At 51.2% G+C, this 18423-nt stretch carries 14 protein-coding genes; 10 read left to right on the top strand and 4 right to left on the bottom strand.

Features of this window, described 5'->3' with window-relative positions:
- Nucleotides 1-5: 5 nt before the first annotated feature.
- The gene (locus tag CLC93_RS09665) at nt 6-1817 is read left to right on the top strand and encodes a M61 family metallopeptidase (RefSeq protein ID WP_425439847.1); all 1812 of its coding nucleotides are present in this window, start codon (nt 6-8) and stop codon (nt 1815-1817) included.
- A gap of 77 nt (nt 1818-1894) precedes the next feature.
- On the opposite strand, the gene rdgC is transcribed toward CLC93_RS09665, so the two are convergent.
- Nucleotides 1895-2800, bottom strand: coding sequence for a recombination-associated protein RdgC (rdgC, locus tag CLC93_RS09670; protein ID WP_095505767.1), 906 nt, complete (start codon nt 2798-2800; stop codon nt 1895-1897).
- A 247-nt stretch (nt 2801-3047) separates the two neighbouring features.
- Here rdgC and CLC93_RS09675 point away from each other — a divergent pair, with 247 nt between their 5' ends.
- From CLC93_RS09675 to CLC93_RS09690, 4 genes are all read left to right on the top strand, one after another.
- Nucleotides 3048-4013 (top strand): porin, encoded by a 966-nt coding sequence (locus tag CLC93_RS09675; RefSeq protein ID WP_095506017.1) that lies wholly within the window; start codon nt 3048-3050, stop codon nt 4011-4013.
- 221 nt (nt 4014-4234) lie between these two features.
- Nucleotides 4235-4924: a phosphate regulon transcriptional regulator PhoB gene (gene phoB, locus CLC93_RS09680; RefSeq protein ID WP_095505768.1), complete on the top strand. Its 690-nt coding sequence runs from the start codon at nt 4235-4237 to the stop codon at nt 4922-4924.
- Between the two features lie 47 nt (nt 4925-4971).
- A complete protein-coding gene (gene phoR / locus CLC93_RS09685; RefSeq protein ID WP_095505769.1) occupies nt 4972-6267 on the top strand; it encodes a phosphate regulon sensor histidine kinase PhoR in 1296 nt (431 codons plus the stop codon).
- A 95-nt stretch (nt 6268-6362) separates the two neighbouring features.
- Nucleotides 6363-7331, top strand: a complete 969-nt coding sequence (locus CLC93_RS09690) for a PstS family phosphate ABC transporter substrate-binding protein (RefSeq protein WP_095506018.1) — start codon at nt 6363-6365, stop codon at nt 7329-7331.
- Between the two features lie 70 nt (nt 7332-7401).
- Here CLC93_RS09690 and CLC93_RS09695 read toward each other — a convergent pair whose 3' ends face one another.
- From CLC93_RS09695 to CLC93_RS09705, 3 genes are all read right to left on the bottom strand, one after another.
- Nucleotides 7402-8874 (bottom strand): Ppx/GppA phosphatase family protein, encoded by a 1473-nt coding sequence (locus CLC93_RS09695; RefSeq protein ID WP_169902955.1) that lies wholly within the window; start codon nt 8872-8874, stop codon nt 7402-7404.
- Complete coding sequence (ppk1, locus tag CLC93_RS09700) at nt 8864-10954, bottom strand: polyphosphate kinase 1 (protein ID WP_095505771.1); 2091 nt, start codon at nt 10952-10954, stop codon at nt 8864-8866. The genes CLC93_RS09695 and ppk1 overlap by 11 nt, the downstream gene beginning before the upstream one ends.
- A gap of 84 nt (nt 10955-11038) precedes the next feature.
- Nucleotides 11039-11536: a glycine cleavage system transcriptional repressor gene (locus CLC93_RS09705; protein WP_095505772.1), complete on the bottom strand. Its 498-nt coding sequence runs from the start codon at nt 11534-11536 to the stop codon at nt 11039-11041.
- A gap of 98 nt (nt 11537-11634) precedes the next feature.
- Between CLC93_RS09705 and CLC93_RS09710 the strand changes: the two genes are divergently transcribed.
- The 5 genes from CLC93_RS09710 (at nt 11635) to CLC93_RS09730 (ending at nt 18413) form a co-directional block, all read left to right on the top strand.
- Complete coding sequence (locus tag CLC93_RS09710; protein ID WP_095505773.1) at nt 11635-13893, top strand: ABC transporter permease subunit; 2259 nt, start codon at nt 11635-11637, stop codon at nt 13891-13893.
- 18 nt (nt 13894-13911) lie between these two features.
- On the top strand, nt 13912-15564 hold the full coding sequence (gene pstA, locus CLC93_RS09715; protein WP_095505774.1) for a phosphate ABC transporter permease PstA: 1653 nt from the start codon (nt 13912-13914) through the stop codon (nt 15562-15564).
- 31 nt (nt 15565-15595) lie between these two features.
- Complete coding sequence (gene pstB / locus CLC93_RS09720; protein ID WP_095505775.1) at nt 15596-16414, top strand: phosphate ABC transporter ATP-binding protein PstB; 819 nt, start codon at nt 15596-15598, stop codon at nt 16412-16414.
- 14 nt (nt 16415-16428) lie between these two features.
- Entirely contained in the window at nt 16429-17142 is a 714-nt protein-coding gene (gene phoU, locus CLC93_RS09725) for a phosphate signaling complex protein PhoU (protein WP_095505776.1), read from the top strand.
- A 134-nt stretch (nt 17143-17276) separates the two neighbouring features.
- The gene (locus CLC93_RS09730; protein WP_095505777.1) at nt 17277-18413 is read left to right on the top strand and encodes an efflux RND transporter periplasmic adaptor subunit; all 1137 of its coding nucleotides are present in this window, start codon (nt 17277-17279) and stop codon (nt 18411-18413) included.
- Nucleotides 18414-18423 lie beyond the last annotated feature (10 nt).

The following is an 18423-nucleotide window of genomic DNA, read 5'->3' on the forward strand; positions in this document are numbered from 1 at the left end:
CTTTCATGACACCTATCAAGTTTTGCGCTTGGACTGTCGGATTGGGCTTGATGAGCTTTCAAAGTTCGGCCGAAGTGCATTATCAAATTGACCTAACCCAAGGCACGCAGCAGCTCGCTCGAGTCAGTGCAAGTTTTCCTGAGACACCCGCCGGTCAATTAACTCTGAACATTCCGAGCTGGCGCACCGGCAAATACACCATAATGCCAGTGGCCGAAGGGATTCGCCGCGTGTCGATTACCGATGAGCAAGGCCAGCCTTTGAGTTGGGACCGCAGCGCTTCGGGCGAATGGGTGGTGAACCTGCCCAAAGCGACCAAAGTCAAGGTGAGCTACCAGTTGCACGCTGACGAGCTTGGGGTGCGTTTACGCCACATCGATGACAGTCACGCTTTTTTAGACGCCTCTGGGGTATTTGTATACAGCCCAAGCTATCGCGATGACTCGGTACGGGTGCAACTGCAAGTGCCAAAAGGTTGGCAAAGCCACTCGGGCATGGACAGTGGTGATACGCCGCATTCTTTTGTTGCTCCGAATTACGACGTACTGATCGACTCGCCGATTGAAACCGGCGTTAGCCAATCGTATCAGTGGAAGCTGGATGGCCGAGACTACGAGCTAGTTATTTGGGGTGAGGGCAATTACAACGCAGAGCAAATGGTTGAAGACTTGAAAAAGCTATCGCCAACCGCCACTGCAATTTGGGACGACTACCCCTACAAGCGTTATGTCTACATGGTGCACGCCACTAGTGGTGCTCGCGGCGCCACCGAGCATTTGAATTCAACCATTATTCAGCGTCCGCGTTTTCGCTTTGGTAGCCGTGAGGACTACTTGGCGTTTATCTCGACCGCCAGTCACGAGTTTATCCACACTTGGAACGTTAAGGCTTATCGTCCAGAAGCTCTAGTACCTTACGACTATCAGAACGAAGCCATTAGCGATTTATTGTGGATATCTGAAGGCTCAACCAGCTACTTCCAGCGCCAGTTGTTGCTGCGCGGAGATATTATTAGCTTTGATGAGTTTTCCAAGGACTTGGCCCGCCGCATCGACGCTCACCTAAATACTCCGGGTCGTCAGGTGCAAAGTGTGGCCGAGGCCAGCCGCGGTCAGTGGATCCGACGCCACGATCACTTTGCCCACAACCACAGCGTTAATATTTACTCGGAAGGCTATCTGGCGTCTTTGTTGCTGGACTTCGACATGCTGAAAACCAGTAACCTTAAACGCAGCTATCGCGATTTGCACCGCGTCTTGTATCGGGACTACAGCACGCCAAAGTCGTTTAATCGCAATGATGTGCTTAAGATTTTGAGCGAGTTGCAAGGGCGCGATTACAGCAATTGGTGGCAGGCGCATATCGAATCGCCAATGCAGCCGGATTTCTTTGAGTTAATGGCTTTGGCGGGTTTAAGTCTGAATTATCCTAGAGGCACTAAGGATGTGGTCAGTGCGGATCTAACCCTCAAAGCTGGCGACAGAGCCGTTGTTGATAAGGTGGATAGAGAAGGGGTGGCTTGGAAAGCGGGGCTAACCCATGGCGACGAGATTGTTGCTATCAATGGTTTGAAGGTCGCAGGGGGCGATTGGAGCAAGCGTTTGCAAGACTTTAAGGCCGGCGACCAACTGACCTTGAGCTATTTCCGCCGAGACCGTCTGCAAGAGACGCAAATCATTCTGAGCTCGAAGAAGGACAAGCCGTTAACCCTGACCATGATGGACAAACCGAGCAAGCAGCAAAAGGCTTTCTTTAAAGCCTGGCTGGGGTTGAGTTGGGAAGAGGCCATCGCTTCGAATAAGAAAGTCTTCTGGTAAGACGCTCATAAAAAATCCCTGTCGTTTGACAGGGATTTTTTGTATCTAGCAGATATTCGGCTTTTTACTCGCCTTTTTTAATCGTGAATGTCAGCCACGTCCAGCGCTTCAAACAAGGCTGCCATTAAGGCGCCAAGCTCGGCACACATAATGCTGTAATCGGCGTCCATGCGCGCTGCTGGATCTTCGCTGTCTTGGTTCTCCGAGCGCATGTCTTCTGAGAATTTAACGCGCTTAATCGCACCATCGGATTGCAACAAGAACTGAGTGCTGTCGGCGAAGCTCAAGCTTACCTTGTGAACTTGTTTACCCGCTTCAATGTGCGCGAGCACCTCATCTTCGGTCAACGCCTGTTGCTTGAACTTTACGATACCGCCATCGTCCATTTCCGCTTTTAGCTCGGCTTCGTCGAGCATTTCAAACGGCGTAGGGGCGTGACCCTGCTGTAGCCATTCGGTTAGCTTGGCTTCGATAGCACTGTTGTACTGAGCAGGCAGAATTGGCAAGGAGCCAACCGCTTTGCGCAACAGCGACAACACTTCATCGGCTTTGCTAGCACTTGAAGCGTCTACAAGCAGCAAATCGTGCTGAGGCAGGATCAAGGCTTTCGTGGTGGCACGCTTACTAAAGGCGCGTGGCAGCAAGGTGTGAATGATCTCGTCTTTCAGGCTGTCTTTTTCTTTCTTGTGCAGGCTGCGCGCTTCGGCTTGCTCGATGTGCGCCACTTTTTCTTCAAGGGCTTCTTTAATGACGCTTGCAGGCAGAATTTTTTCTTCTTTGGTGACCGCAATTAGGTGCTGGTTCTGACTTGAGTGAACCAGAGTGTGGCCGTGTTTGCCAAAGGCTTTGGTAAAGCCGATTTTGCTGATGTCCTGGCTTCCGCACGGAGTGAAGCTGAACTCTTGCAGTTGGTCTTCCAACTGTTCAACGGTTTGTTCAAAAGGCTTCTTAAAACGAAATACCAGAAGGTTCTTAAACCACATATGCGCTCTTTATTTGAATTTGTCGAAGCGCAGATTCTACGAGATAGGGCGTGACAGGTAAACGCTGATGTTTAGGTGCATTTATGTGATCTGGGTCTGCATGTAAGCATTTCTTTAAAATTGCTGTAACTTTTCTGTCATATTAGCAAGTCAAAATTCGCCTCGTTCAATAACTGACCGACAGAGTTCGTTCAATTTTACGAGTGATATGTGCGCTCAATTCGATCGACCAAACTACAAGGATTACATGATGAAACTTGCTAATAAGCTGTTGCTGTCCAGCCTGGTTGCTGCTGCATTCTCGGCCCAGGCCGCCGACCCTGTAACTGTTTACGGTAAGCTAAACGTAACTGTTCAGAACAACAACGTACAAGGTGAGAACAGTGCTACCATTCAGTCAAACGCTTCTCGTCTAGGCGTTAAAGGTGACTTCGAAATCAGCTCTGGTCTCGAGGCTTTCTACACCATCGAGTACGAAGTAGACACAGGTTCAAGCGCCAAAGAAAACTTCAAAGCGCGTAACCAGTTCGTAGGTCTTCGCGGCGGGTTTGGTTCTGTGATGCTTGGTCGTAACGACACCATGCTTAAAAAGTCACAAGGTAAAGTGGACCAGTTCAACGACATTGCCGGTGACTTGAAAAACCTATTTAAAGGCGAGGTGCGCGCCGAGCAAACCGTTACCTACATGACGCCAGAATTCTCTGGCCTAAGCGCTGGTGTGACTTGGGTTGGTGAGAACTCAAACAAGCAAATTGACGCTGTAAAAGGCGAGACCGTCAATGGTTTCTCTGCCGCGGTTATGTACGGTGACTCAGGCCTTAAGAAAACCCCAATCTACGCGGGCTTGGCCTACGACAACACAGTCCAAGGCTACGACATTGTTCGCGGTACTGTGCACGGTAAAATCGCTGGCTTTAAGCTAGGTGGTATGTACCAGCAGCAAGAGCAAAACGATTCTTTGAACGACGACGGTTCGGTTAAGAAGAACCAGTCTGACAAAGGCTACTTGCTAAGCGCGGCCTACGGCATCGACAAAGTAACTTTGAAAGCTCAGTACCAAGACATGGAACGCAAAGGCAAAGCCGCTTCTGTGGGTGCTGATTACAAACTGGCTAAGCCAACCAAGCTGTTCGCTTTCTACACTCAGCGTGACTTAGAAGAAGCCACCAAGAAAGACAACTACTTTGGTATCGGTCTAGAACACAAGTTCTAAGGGCGACTGCCTAGCTAAACTAGGCGAAAATAAGCTAATTAAGCGGTATTTACGGTCAGGGATTTCCTGGCCGTTTTTTGTTTTCTCGAACGCAAAAACAGCGCTTAAACCTCCGTTTTACTGGATTTAGTTCACTCGGTAACGGGGTGCTTCATAAATTTGTAATATTGGCTCACAATAATAGGCGCCAGCATAAACCGATAAGATTGGAACTAGAGTCAATGCCCGCACGCATTTTAGTCATTGAAGACGAATCAGCCATCCGCGACATGCTTACCTTTGTGTTAGAGCAACACGGGTACACAGCGGTGAGCGCAGAAGATTACGACCAAGGGTTGGCAAAAGTGTGCGAACCCCTACCAGATTTAATTTTGTTGGATTGGATGTTGCCCGGCGGTAGCGGTATTCGCTTGGCCCGCGAGGTCAAGCAAGACGACTTCACTCGCCACATCCCGATCATCATGCTGACCGCTCGCGGCGAAGAAGAAGACAAGGTTCGCGGTCTTGAGGTTGGTGCTGATGATTACGTGACCAAGCCTTTTTCACCGAAAGAGCTGATGGCTCGTATTAAGGCCGTGCTGCGTCGCAGCGCGCCGACCCGAGTGGAAGATGCCATCGATGTTAGTGGTTTGGTGCTCGACCCGGTAAGCCACCGCGTGATGGCCAATGAGGAAGTGGTGGAGTTAGGGCCTACTGAGTTTCGCTTACTGCACTTTTTTATGACTCATCCCGAGCGCGTGTACAGCCGCGAACAATTGTTGGACAACGTCTGGGGCACCAACGTGTATGTAGAAGATCGCACCGTCGATGTTCACATTCGTCGGCTGCGCAAAGCGCTGGAAGAATCCGGCCACCATTTAATGGTTCAAACCGTCCGCGGCGCCGGATATCGCTTTTCGACTCGTTTATAAATCTCTGATATCTTAGCCTCAACACAGCAGCTGGACCAAAGTCGTCGATGATTGAATCTTTCTCCACAGGCCAGATCCTCTGGCGTATCATCGGCTGGTTCAGCGTATTTTTGCTGGTTGGCTTGCTGTTCGACTCGGTTCTGCTGTGTCTAGTGCTAGGCTGCGGCGGACTCTTGTTGTGGCAATACACTCAACATCAAAAACTCTCCAATTGGCTATGGCGCGATCGCCGTTTGACGCCCCCATCGGGCAAAGGCGCTTGGGAAAATACCTTTAACGGTTTGTACCGTTTGCAGAACAAAAACCGTCGCAAAGTTCGCGGTTTGGCAGGCTTGTTGCGCCGCTTTCGCCAAGGTGCCGAAGCCATGCCTGACGCCGCTGTGGTTTTGGACCACGAGTTTAAAATCATCTGGTGTAACCGGCTGGCAAGCATCCACTTGGGATTGCGTTGGCCGTTGGACCAAAACCAACGCATCGACAACCTGCTGCGCACCCCAGAATTTACCAAATACCTGCACCGCCGAGATTATAGCGACCCCTTTGAATTCAAGCCGATTCAGGTGGAAGAGCAGGTGGTCGAGATTCGAATTATTCCCTATGGCGACAGTCAGTTTTTGCTGATTGCCCGCGATATTAGGCGCATGCGCCAACTTGAGAACATGCGCCGCGATTTTGTGGCCAATGTCAGCCATGAACTCAAAACTCCGCTGACTGTGTTGCAAGGTTATCTTGAGATGATGGAAATGACCGCCGAGAGTCACCAACAAAAATCCCTGACCTTGATGCAGCAACAAGTCGTGCGCATGAGTGGGCTGGTGGAACAGTTACTGGAGCTTTCCAGAATCGAGTCGGCCCAGGAAATCGATATGAGTCATCCCGTGCCCATTGACGCCATGCTGGCGGATCTCAATCAAGAAGCTCTAGGACTTTCTCGCGAGCGACACAAACTCACCTTTGAAATCGATACCTCGCTGCAATGCTATGGCAACGAGCAGCAACTCAGAGCCGCGTTTAGCAACTTAGTGAGTAACGCCATCCGTTATTCGCCGGATGGCGGTGAGATTGTGGTGAGCTGGCAGGCGCATCCTGCGGGGGTGGAATTTGCGGTCAAAGATCAAGGAATTGGCGTAGAGCCGGCTCATATCCATCGCCTGACTGAGCGCTTTTATCGAGTGGATCGGGCGCGCTCACGGGACACCGGCGGCAGTGGCCTTGGGCTGGCCATCGTAAAACATGCCCTTAGCCAACATCAAAGCGAGCTGCGAGTTCAAAGCCAAGCGGGACAAGGCAGTCGATTCAGCTTTGTGATTCCTAGCAAATACTTGGTTAGTCCTGTCATTTAACTGTCATAAATCAGTCGCATAATTGTCATCGGCCGCTTCGATACTAAAGCTCGATAATACGGCCCATAACAAACCAATTTATGTTGGAGAAAACCATGAAATTCAAACAGCTAGCAACTGCGATAACCGTATCGGCAGCTGTGTTTACGGCATCGGCAACTGCGGCAATCGACGCAGCGCTACCCAAGTACGAAAAAGTCAGTGGTGTTTCCGGTAACCTTTCATCGGTAGGCTCTGACACCTTGGCCAACATGATGACCTTGTGGGCCGAAGACTTTAAAACCCTGTATCCCAATGTGAATGTACAGATTCAGGCGGCGGGCTCGTCAACAGCGCCACCGGCCTTGACCGAAGCCACTTCGCAATTTGGCCCTATGAGCCGCAAGATGAAGCCCAACGAAATCGAGGCTTTTGAAAATCACTACGGCTACAAGCCTACAGCGATCCGCGTAGCTATCGATGCGCTAGCGGTATTCGTGCACAAAGACAACCCAATCAAAGGCTTGTCGATGGAGCAGGTTGACGGCATTTTCTCTTCAACGGTTAAGTGCGGTGGTAACCCAGTCACTCGTTGGGGTGAGGTCGGTTTAGAAGGTAACTGGAAGAATCGCGATATTCAGCTTTACGGTCGCAACTCGGTATCTGGCACCTACGGCTACTTTAAGAGCAAAGCCCTGTGTAAAGGTGACTTTAAGAGTAACGTAAATGAGCAGCCGGGTTCGGCGTCGGTGGTGCAGTCGGTGACCAAGTCGCTAAACGCCATCGGTTACTCGGGCATCGGCTACCAGACCGCCGGTGTGAAAGCAGTAGCCCTGTCGAAAAAAGGCGACAAGTACATTGCCGCCACCAAGGCAAATGCCGCTTCGGGTAAATACCCGTTGTCACGCTATCTATACGTGTACATCAACAAGCACCCTAACAAGCCCTTATCACCAATGGAGCGCGAGTTCGTTCGCTACATGCTATCGGCTCAGGGACAAACCATTGTTGAGAAAGACGGATACATTGCGCTACCAAACAGCGTTGTAGCTAAAGACCTAGCCGCTGCAGGCATTCGTTTGTAATCCACGCTGACTTCCCAGTCGTCAACAAGCCCACGCATTGCGTGGGCTTGTTGGTTTTAAGGATAAGTGCTTAGTCGACTTCTTCGACGCTAAGACTCCAATTCACCACTTTTAAATAGTGTTGCTCTCGAACTAGCTCGGACATCAAGAGTTCGTTTTGATACAACTCAGGCGGTAGGCCTAAGTGCATGTGTTCGCCGTCTTGGGTAAGGGTTACTGGGTAGTGATTGCTGGTGTGGCCCAGATGCAACAGACAAGCAATGCGCAGGGCTATCAGACTTTGCATCAGCTGTTTGTTTGAGGCCAAGCGCACATCGAGCTTTTGTAGGTTTTTCAAATTCTTGCGGTGGTGGCTCACCAACCAAGCCAACACCTGCTGCTGCTCCAAATTAAAGCCGCGCATATTGGCTTCTGAGAGGATATAACCACTGTGGCGTTGAAAGCCTTTTGGGTTGAGCTGAATACCAATTTCGTGCAGTTGTGCCGCCCAAAACAGCAATTGCTGCAGCTCGACTTTGATTTTTAACCCGCTGATCAGATACGCCAGGCTTTTGCTGACGTTGTCGGCGTGGTCTTGGTCGACGTGGTATAAACGGCGCAAACTGTCCACCGTGTGATTGGCTACCGAGCCTATGTGAGTCGGGTGTAGCATCTCGCTAATCACCCCTTCGCGCAGCGCAGCGGGGCTGAACTCCATCGCTTCAATCTTGAATACAGAAAAAATGCCGCGCAGCACGGCCAAGCCACCGGGCAAAACTCGCAGACGCTCGGGGTCGAGTCCAGCGTCGAGCAATTGCTGCGGGTCATCGCATAAATCTTGTTGCAGCTGTTTGAGATGCTCGTCGGTCAGACGCGATTGATCGTCGGCTTGGTTTAGGCACAAATTCATAATGGCTTTTACCGTACCTGAGGTGCCAATCACCTTGTCCCAGCCCTGATGTTTAAAGGCGTTTACGAAGGGGTGCATTTGGCGTTCGGCGCGCAAAATGGCTTTCTTGAACTGGCGTTTGCTGATCTCTTTGGAGAAGAAATACTGCTGAAAGGAGACGCAGCCCATGGCTTCACTGTGCAACATCTGCGGCTCGTTCTCGCCGCCTATGATGAACTCGGTAGAGCCGCCGCCAATGTCGATGACTAGCGAGGGGCGGTCAATGTGCTGTGATAGGCGCACCCCCTGAAAAATCAGGCGAGCCTCTTCCACACCAGGTACCACTTCGATTTCACAGGGGAGGATGCGATTGGCCTCATCGACAAAGTCTTCGCGATTGGGTGCCTGGCGCAGGGCAAAAGTGGCCACGGCTCGAGTTTGGTCGACTTCAAGCTCCGCCAGTTTGTCGGCGAATTGATTCAAACACTCAAGACCGCGCTCCATGGCCTGTGGACAAAGATTGCCATCGTCGTCCATGCCCTCGGCCAAGCGCACTCTTTGCTTGAACGAGTACACTTGCTGAATTTGGTCTTTGACTCGTCGCGCAACGCAAAAGTGAAAGCTGTTAGAGCCCATGTCGATAGCGGCAATAATTGGGCTCGGATTATCCGTCATCGCGCTGCTCCCTGGCGGCCAAATACTCGTAGATGGCTTCTTGCGAGCGAATTTTTTTGCGATTGCCACGGGCCACATAGGCGTTGCTTTGCTCAGCGTCGATGATGCGCGCCTTAGTGGTATCGGACCAATGCAATTTAAGAGTGTCCATGATGAGTTTCTTAAGCTCCGGGTGATAAATCGGACAGCCCACTTCAACGCGCAAATCCAAGTTGCGGCGCATTAGGTCTGCCGAGGTAATGTAGAGCTTTTGCTCACCACCCGCATAGAAATACATCACACGAGGGTGCTCTAAATAGCGGTCGACCACGCTGATTGCACGGATTTTATCCGATAAGCCCTTCACTCCCGGAGTCAGGGCACACATACCGCGCACTAAGATCTTGACGCTCACGCCTGCTTGAGAGGCCAGATAGAGTCGCTCAACTATCTCATCGTCGACTAAGTTATTGGCTTTTAACCAGATCTCGGCTTTCCGTTTATTACTTGCCGCCGCAATCTCATCATCAATCATGGCCAATATCTTGTCGCGGGCTTCAATGGGAGAGACTAGCAAATGGTTAAAGCTCACCGGTCGATAAGGGCGCTGTACAAAATCAAATACTTGCGATACTTCTTCGGTGACTCTGGGGTCTTTGGTGAAAAGCGCAAAGTCGGTATAAATCTTGGCGGTCTTCTCATGGAAGTTGCCGGTACCCACGTGGGCGTATAGCTGGGGTTGCCCCTCTTCGACGCGTTCAATCAACATGAGTTTGGAATGCACCTTTAAGTTAGAGATACCGAAGCTTAGTTGAATACCGGCTTCGCTTAGCTCTTTAGACCACTCAATATTGGCCTCTTCGTCAAAACGCGCCTTGAGCTCGATAACCACTTCCACCTGCTTGCCATTTTGCACCGCGTCAATCAGAGAGGCGATGATGCGTGAGTTTCGCGCCACTCGATACAGGTTGATTTTGATTTTTCGCACCGCCGGGTCAAACGCCGCTTGGCGCAAGAACTCGGTGAGGTAGGAGAACCTGTGGTAGGGGTAGTAGAGCAACACGTCGCTGTGGCTAATGGCTTCAAATACCGTGGTGAAATCTTCAAACTGACGGGTCTTGATTGCCGGGTTCTTACGGTACTCCAAATACTTGCGGCCTGGGTTGGGAAAGCTGATGAAATCCCGAAAGTTGTGGTAGCGCCCGCCCGGGATCAGGCTCGAAGTGTTTTCTATGCCCAACTGATTGATAAGCCGCTGTAGGCAATGAGCGGGCATCTCTCTGTCGTACACAAAGCGCACTGGCGCTGCAGTTAAGCGCTGTTTCAGACCATGGGACATCTTTTCAGTAAAGCTTTGGTCGAGATCTTCGGACAGGTCGAATTCGGCGTCGCGAGTGAGTTTCATCGCATGACATTCGATGCGGTCGAACTCGAAAAAGCCAGTGAACAAGTCTTCGATGCAATAGCGAATGATGTTGTCGATAAGAATCAAGGCTTTGCGTTTCTTGGATTTTTCATGAGGTAATTGTACAAAGCGCGCTACCTTGTCCGATGGAATTTCTATCAAGGCGTATTGCACTCGCTGCTCTTTGTGCAGAGCCACCATCATGTAGGTCAGGCCATCGGCAATCACGTCGGTGAGGTTGGGCACGCCGTCGAGTACCACAGGAGTGATATGGCGTTTGACCTTGTCTTTAAAGTATTGCTGCGCCCAGCTCGCTTGTGCCTCGCTCATCTGACGCTCGTTGATTAAAAAGATGTTGTGGCGTGCTAGCTCGCGCAGACAACTGGCGTAGATGGCATCAAACTCCTGCTGCAGATTGAGCACTTTGGATTGAATGCGCTCAAGCAATTGAGCGGCACCGCTGTCGCTGCCTCTGGCATTGTCTAATGTGACCCGACGACGGATGTTAGCCACACGAACGCGAAAGAACTCGTCTAGGTTGTTGGAAAAAATACCCAGAAAGCGCACTCGCTCCACTACCGGCACCGAAGGGTCGGCGGCTTCCTGAAGCACGCGTTCGTTAAACGATAGCCAACTGATTTCTTTTTCAACGCGAGGGGTGGCCTCGCTGACACTTAGAGAAGGGGCAGGATCCATGGCAGCACTCAGTCATTTTTATTGGGAACAGCTAATAAATCAGATTACCCAATAATTGCCTTTGCTGCCATGATCTTAGGTGAGTTAATCGAGCCTATCGAGTTGCAGGTCATCGCCCATTTCGTAGAGTTTAGACTCAAGCGCGTGATAGCTTTGCTCGTTGACTGGACTCAAGGTTAAGTCTGCTTTAAACAGCGAAATTCCCGTGTGGCTAGCGGATTCTCGGTTACTGGAAAAACGCTCGATATTGATGCCCTGAGCGGCAATTAAATTAGAGATTTGGTGCACGAAACCCGGACGGTCATTGCCGATCACCGAGATGCGAACCACTGGCGAGTCGTGGGGAATTTCTAACAGTTTTTCGCCGGTTAGTGTGAGTCCGTCGATGCTTTCCAGAGAATCTACCAATTCACCCCAGTGTTCTTGGGGCAATTCGATGACTATAATGGCGGCAAACAAGGCGTCGATGTGCCGTAATTCAGAATCTAACCAGTGACCACCCAGACGGGATAGGTGTTGAGCGATTTGCTCCACCAAACCGGATCTGTCAGGTACTTGCAGCGTAATTAAGTAGCGTTGCATAGGTGCGCGTCCCCTCGTTGTAACAATACTGTCATATAGCGTAAATATAATTTGCGCCAGCTATCATCACGAAAATACCAACTCTTTTGAGGTTAGGAATGAATCAACTGGCTCGTCAAGAAGACACGCCAGCGAGCGCCGGGATTCTGGCGACTCAGCAAGGCAAGCGCCTCATCAAGGACCGATTGACCCAATATGGGGTTACAGTCGGCGGCATTATGGTATTGCTGGCCTTAGTGTTGATATTTTTCTATCTCGGCTATGTGGTTAAGCCACTGTTTGAAAGCGCCAAGATAGCTTCCGGACCTCAAATCCAATATGCCTCAAATGTCGCCACGATAAAACTGGGTGTGGATGAACAAAATGAGGTTGCCTTTCGCGCCAGTGCCGATGGTGCCATTATTTACTACGGCCTAACTCCGAATAACCAAGGAGTAATGGCTAACTATCAGATTGAATTTCCCGACGGTGCTTCTCCGGTATCCGCCACCCGCGCCATGTCCCATCAACAATTGGCGATTTGGGGCTTGGACAATGGTCAGGCGTTTGTGGCCCAGCCAGGGTTTAGCGTTTCTTACCCCAATGACAAGCGCTTAATCTCGCCGAGACTGCGTTTCCCTTACGGCGAGGCGCCAATTCAGGTGGACTATCAGGGCTTGCCTTTATTAGGCCTAGCGGTAGGTGCCAGCGAAGAGAAGTTGACCTTTGCTTACGTGACTCCGGGGGAAGTGCGAGTCAGCCAGCAGCAAGCAGAAGTGAACTTTATCACTGAAGAGGTGGAGTGGTATGCCGAGTCGGGTGCTATTACCAATGCGCCATCACAGGTCGACCGTTTACTGCTTACTCCAGACCAGCGCGAGTTGATTCTGCAAAGTGGCAGCAAGATATACATTTACGATATTCGCGATGTGGAGTCGGTGACGCTCAAGCAAATGCTGGAAGCGGGTGAGCCTCAAGCCAAAATTACAGACATAGAGTTATTAGCGGGTGCCAGTTCGATTTTGGTGGCCAATGATAATGGCGTGATCAGTCAATGGTTTCAGGTGCTTGGCGAAGGTGGCCGCAGCTATCAAAGAATTCGTGAATTTAACGCAGGCTTTGCGGTTTCGCAGCTGGCGACTGAGTATTACCGCAAGAGCTTTATGGCGGCGGATAGTTCGGGTAAGACCGCGCTGTTTTACACCACCAGTGAGCGTCAACTTCTGACTTTTGATACGCAAATGTCGTTATCAGGCGGCATGGCGTTTAGCCCTCGTTCGAACTCGCTGCTGGCTCAGGGAGAAAACGGCGCTCAGTTGCTAATGATCGACAATCCACATCCTGAAGTGTCTTGGAGCGCGCTGTGGCAAGAGGTGTGGTATGAAGGCTATCCCGAGCCGGATTACGTATGGCAATCCACCTCGGCCAACGAAGACTTCGAAGCCAAATTTAGCTTAACGCCATTGGCATTTGGCACCTTAAAGGCGGCCATGTACGCCATGCTATTTGCCGCACCAATTGCCATCTCTGGAGCGATTTACACCGCTTATTTCATGAGTCCCGGGGTGCGCGCAATTGTTAAGCCAACGGTAGAAATCATGGAAGCCCTGCCCACGGTAATTTTGGGGTTCTTAGCCGGGCTGTGGTTAGCGCCTTTGGTGGAAGAAAATCTTCCCGGCATTGTTCTGATGCTGATTCTGCTGCCACTGTCGATGCTGGCCAGTGCCGTGGCCTGGCATTTCATGCCGCAAAATTGGAAGCTAAAACTGCCTGAGGATTATCGCGAACTGTTTTTGATTCCGGTGCTGCTAGCGGTAGGTTACGGCGCATTCTTGCTTAGCCCGTCGCTGGAAAATCTGTTATTTGATGGCGATACGCGCGCCTATATCACCAATGACCTTGGCATTACCTTTGACCAACGCAACGCTTTGGTGGTGGGAATCGCCATGGGCTTTGCCGTCATCCCGACCATTTTCTCAATTGCAGAAGATGCGATTTTCAGCGTACCTCGTCACCTGTCCAACGGCTCGCTTGCGCTTGGCGCCACCCAGTGGCAGACCCTGACTCGCGTGGTGATTTTGACCGCCAGCCCGGGGATTTTCTCGGCGGTAATGATGGGCATCGGTCGAGCGGTTGGTGAGACCATGATTGTGCTAATGGCCACGGGTAACACCCCGATTATGGAGTGGAGCATCTTTGAAGGGATGCGCACCCTAGCAGCCAACATTGCGGTAGAAATGCCGGAATCGGCGATGGGCAGCTCACACTATCGGGTGCTTTTCTTAGCTGCCTTTGTACTGTTTATTTTCACCTTTATTTTCAACACCCTAGCCGAATATGTGCGTCAGCGTTTACGCGACCGCTATCGCGCGCTTTAAACGGTAGGAATGGCAACGATGAACAACTGGTTTAAATCGGGTTCGCCCTGGATATGGATGACCGCAGGCGCTGTGAGCCTAAGCCTGATTGCGGTGTTGGGACTTTTGCTACTGATTGCCTGGCGCGGATTAACCTTTTTCTGGCCTGGTGAGATCACTCAATGGAACCTACAGTTCGCCGATGGCCGTCAAGAAGTGGTGATTGGTGAGCTGTACGATCGCGAAATCGTTGCCACCGAGCGTCTGCAAGCCGCCGGTGTCGAATTTGCTCGAGCGCCTGGCGAACAGGTGGAGCGTTTTCTGATTAAAACCGGTAACCGCGAATACGTGGATCTGGATTTTCGCTGGGTGCTAGAAACCGACATTGTCAGCCAAAGTGCGCCAAAAGAGCTGGCGGTATTTGAGCGAGTTAAGAACGGTAATTTTTATGGCACGCCAATTCGCCTTGAGATAGACGGCCAACCTTTCGCCACCAACGACTTGCGCCAAGCGATTGCCGACAGTCTGAATGGCGCCCTTGAAGTGGGCGAGCAAGCCGAAACCTTGCAAAAGAAAGACATTGGCGCGGTGAACTGGTCCCTAGAACGGCTGCGTTTAGAGCAGCGTCGTCACGAGCTCAAAGGTACACTGACCGTTGAACGCTTAGCCAATATTGAAGCCAAGCGCGACGAGCTGCAGGCACAATATTTGGAGCTGGAAAAAGAGCTATTCGCCATTCGCGACGAGCTAGGCAAAGACGCGGTCATTGTTCGCGACATGCGCGGTGAAGAGGTGCGTTTGCCGTTAAGCCAAATATTGGATGTGTCCTATAACAACCAGCTGGGTTGGTTTGGCAAAGTGGGGCACTGGCTACACGGCTTGGGCAAGTTTGTCAGCGACGACCCTCGTGAGGCCAACACCGAAGGCGGAGTCTTCCCGGCGATTTTCGGCACCGTATTTATGGTGATGCTAATGGCAGTGATTGTGACCCCATTTGGGGTGGTCGCTGCTGTGTATTTGCACGAGTACGCCAAAAAAGGTCCGATTACACGTATGGTGCGGATTGCGGTGATTAACCTCGCTGGTGTGCCATCGATTGTGTATGGCGTATTTGGCTTGGGCTTCTTTGTGTATGTGCTTGGCGGCAGCATTGACCAGCTGTTTTACCCAGAGGCCATGCCTAGCCCCACCTTTGGTTCACCTGGGGTACTTTGGTCTGCGGTGACCTTGGCGATTTTGACGCTACCGGTGGTGATTGTATCCACCGAGGAAGGCTTGTCCCGCATTCCACCTTCGGTTCGCCAAGGCAGTTTGGCACTGGGCGCGACCAAGGCTGAAACCCTGTTCCGCATTGTGTTGCCCATGGCCAGCCCGGCCATCATGACTGGATTGATTTTGGCAGTCGCCCGCGCGGCTGGTGAGGTGGCGCCACTGATGCTGGTGGGTGTGGTAAAATTAGCCCCAAGCCTGCCGATTGACGGCAACTTCCCCTATGTGCATTTAGAGCGCAAGTTCATGCACTTGGGTTTCCATATTTTTGACGTTGGCTTTCAAAGCCCTAACGTAGAAGCGGCGCGTCCTTTGGTGTACGCCACTTCCTTCTTGTTGGTGAGCGTGATTGTGGCGCTGAACATTACCGCCATTAGCGTGCGTAATCACCTTCGAGAAAAATTCCGTTCGCTAGAACACTAATCGCGAAGCAGGCATATAGGATTAAGCAGGAATGATTTCACTAGACATCGAGCATCAGACCAGCAGCAAGCAGGACTTAAACAGCTTGAGTGCTGAACAGTTGTCGCTGGAAATTCGCGATCTAAACCTTTACTACGGTGATAAACCGGCGCTGCAGAACATTTCCATGATGATCCCGCGCAATCAGGTAACCGCCTTTATTGGACCATCCGGTTGTGGCAAGTCCACCTTGCTGCGTTGCATCAATCGCATGAACGACTTGATTGATGACTGTCGCACCGAAGGCGAGATTTTGCTTCAAGGGCAAAACATCTACGACAAGCGCGTCGATGTGGCCACCTTGCGTCGCACCGTAGGCATGGTGTTCCAACGTCCTAATCCGTTCCCTAAGTCGGTTTACGAGAATGTGGTGTACGGTTTGCGCCTGCAAGGCATCAATGAGCGCCGCGTGTTAGATGAAGCCGCTGAAAAAGCCCTACGCGGTGCTGCGCTGTGGGACGAGGTTAAAGACCGTTTGCACGACAATGCGTTTGGCTTGTCGGGCGGTCAGCAACAGCGTTTGGTGATTGCTCGCGCTATCGCCATTGAGCCCGAAGTACTGCTGTTGGATGAACCTACATCGGCGTTGGACCCCATCTCGACCTTGACCATTGAAGAGCTGATCACCGAGCTTAAGCAAAAGTACACGGTAGTGATTGTGACTCACAACATGCAACAAGCGGCGCGAGTGTCGGATAACACCGCCTTTATGTACATGGGTGAGCTGGTGGAATACTCAGACACCAACACCTTATTTACCACACCGGCCAAGCGTCAAACCGAAGATTATATTACCGGCCGTTATGGCTAGTCAGGATTCAAGCAATGGATGATTTAAAACTTAATAGGCACATATCAGGGCAGTTCAACGCTGAGCTTGAGCACGTTCGCAATCAGGTAATGATCATGGGCGGCCTAGTCGAGCGTCAGTTAGAGCAAAGCCTGGTTGCCATGATGGAATCTGACATCGAGTTGGCCAATCGCATTATCGAGGGCGATAAAAAGGTTAACGCCATGGAAGTCAGCATCGACGAAGAGTGCACGCGGATCATTGCTAAGCGTCAGCCGGCGGCCTCTGACTTGCGCTTGATCATGGCTATCCTAAAAACCATTGCCGATCTTGAGCGCATTGGCGATAGTGCCGAGCGTATTGCGACCATTGCGTTGGACAAAAAGCTCGACCCGAAATCCACCATGCTTGTCAATGTGGAAGGCATGGGCCGGCAGTTGTTAAAAATGCTGCACGAGACGCTAGATGCGTTTGCTCGAATGGACGTCGAAGCCGCTTATCAAGTGCATCGTAAGGACCGCGAAATTGACCAGTCTTACGAAGCCCTGTTGCGTCAGCTGATGACTCACATGATGGAAGACCCTCGGGCCATTCCGCACGTGCTAACCGTGATGTGGGCGGCCAGAGCGCTGGAGCGCATTGGCGATCGCTGTCAGAACATTTCTGAGTACATAATCTACTTTGTTAAAGGCAAAGACATTCGCCACGTGGACAACAAAACCCTACGTCAGACGGTGGCCAGAAGTTAATCACTGACTGAACTCAAGCTTACCAACTCCCCAAAAGCGCTTTTATAGAAGGCGCTTTTTTCTGTCTAAAATCAGACATTTCCCTTACACTGTTAGCTGGATGTAATTTAGAACAATGCGTTAAGGGGATAATAATGAAACGCTTTGCGTTGCTTCTTACCATCACCACAGGCTTGATCACAGGTTGTGGTCCTGCCGCCGAACAAACAGAAGTTCCGGATCCTGCGGTTACCGTTTTCACCGTTAATTTTAAAGATGTTCGCCAAAGCGCTGAATTTGTTGGCCGAGTTCAAGCCTCTGAGGATGTAAATATCCGCAGCCGTGTTGAAGGCCCTTTACTCGAGCGAAAGTTCACCGAAGGGGAAGAAATTAACGCGGGTGACTTGTTGTTTGAAATCGACCCCGCCACCTACGAAGCTAAACTCGCCCAAAGCCAAGCGGCGCTAAAACAGGCGATTGCTGCTCGCGATGTTGCCGAGATTAACTGGAAGCGTGGTAAAGCCCTTGCGCCGGACGGTTTGATCTCCGGTAAAGACATGGACGACCTCACCACTAATAAAATTCAATCCGAGGCGGCAGTAGTCGAGGCAGAAGCTGCGCTAGAGTCCACTCGTCTGCAATTGGAATACACCAAAGTATACGCCCCTATTAAAGGTCGAATTAGTCGCACACTGGTGAGTCTTGGTGATTTGATTACCCCGCAAACCGACATGGCCACCTTGGTGCAAACCGACCCCATGTGGGTGAACTTTCAGGTGAGCGAGCGCGCAGCTACCGATGCCCAAATTCTGATGCAATCTGGTGAAACCAACATGCCTAAGCTTAACGAGCTGATTGTTAAGTTGCGCTTGCCCAATGAGAATATTTACGACCAGCCAGGCAAATTGGATTTTGTTTCCAACCGGATTGACCCAGCCACAGGCACACTAGGCCTGCGCGCTACCTTCAGCAATCCTGGCGGGCTATTGATCGCCGGTATGTTCGTTAACGTGATCATTGAAGCGCCTGATGCTGAGCCTACTTTGTTAGTTCCACAAGCCTCGGTGCAAGAAGACCAACAGGGCCGCTTTGTGATGGTGGTGGATAGTGAAGGCATGGTTCAAAAACGCTTGGTGGAGTTAGGCCGCCGCGTCGAGATCATGTGGGAAGTTATCGATGGCCTAAAAGATGGCGAACGCGTGGTGATGGAAGGCCTACAAAAAATTCGTCCTGGAATTAAGGTACAAACCTCTGAAGCCGACGTCATGCCGTTTCAGCAAAAAGCCAGCTAGGGAGCGCTCA

This window comes from Paraferrimonas sedimenticola (assembly GCF_002282855.1).
GTDB lineage: Bacteria > Pseudomonadota > Gammaproteobacteria > Enterobacterales > Shewanellaceae > Paraferrimonas > Paraferrimonas sedimenticola.

Bases quoted from the DNA above. Each gene is read 5' to 3' on its own strand.
- CLC93_RS09665 (WP_425439847.1), top strand. From the start codon at position 6: ATGACACCTATCAAGTTTTGCGCTTGGACTGTCGGATTGGGCTTGATG.
- rdgC (WP_095505767.1), bottom strand. From the start codon at position 2,800: ATGTGGTTTAAGAACCTTCTGGTATTTCGTTTTAAGAAGCCTTTTGAA.
- CLC93_RS09675 (WP_095506017.1), top strand. From the start codon at position 3,048: ATGATGAAACTTGCTAATAAGCTGTTGCTGTCCAGCCTGGTTGCTGCT.
- phoB (WP_095505768.1), top strand. From the start codon at position 4,235: ATGCCCGCACGCATTTTAGTCATTGAAGACGAATCAGCCATCCGCGAC.
- phoR (WP_095505769.1), top strand. From the start codon at position 4,972: ATGATTGAATCTTTCTCCACAGGCCAGATCCTCTGGCGTATCATCGGC.
- CLC93_RS09690 (WP_095506018.1), top strand. From the start codon at position 6,363: ATGAAATTCAAACAGCTAGCAACTGCGATAACCGTATCGGCAGCTGTG.
- CLC93_RS09695 (WP_169902955.1), bottom strand. From the start codon at position 8,874: ATGACGGATAATCCGAGCCCAATTATTGCCGCTATCGACATGGGCTCT.
- ppk1 (WP_095505771.1), bottom strand. From the start codon at position 10,954: ATGGATCCTGCCCCTTCTCTAAGTGTCAGCGAGGCCACCCCTCGCGTT.
- CLC93_RS09705 (WP_095505772.1), bottom strand. From the start codon at position 11,536: ATGCAACGCTACTTAATTACGCTGCAAGTACCTGACAGATCCGGTTTG.
- CLC93_RS09710 (WP_095505773.1), top strand. From the start codon at position 11,635: ATGAATCAACTGGCTCGTCAAGAAGACACGCCAGCGAGCGCCGGGATT.
- pstA (WP_095505774.1), top strand. From the start codon at position 13,912: ATGAACAACTGGTTTAAATCGGGTTCGCCCTGGATATGGATGACCGCA.
- pstB (WP_095505775.1), top strand. From the start codon at position 15,596: ATGATTTCACTAGACATCGAGCATCAGACCAGCAGCAAGCAGGACTTA.
- phoU (WP_095505776.1), top strand. From the start codon at position 16,429: ATGGATGATTTAAAACTTAATAGGCACATATCAGGGCAGTTCAACGCT.
- CLC93_RS09730 (WP_095505777.1), top strand. From the start codon at position 17,277: ATGAAACGCTTTGCGTTGCTTCTTACCATCACCACAGGCTTGATCACA.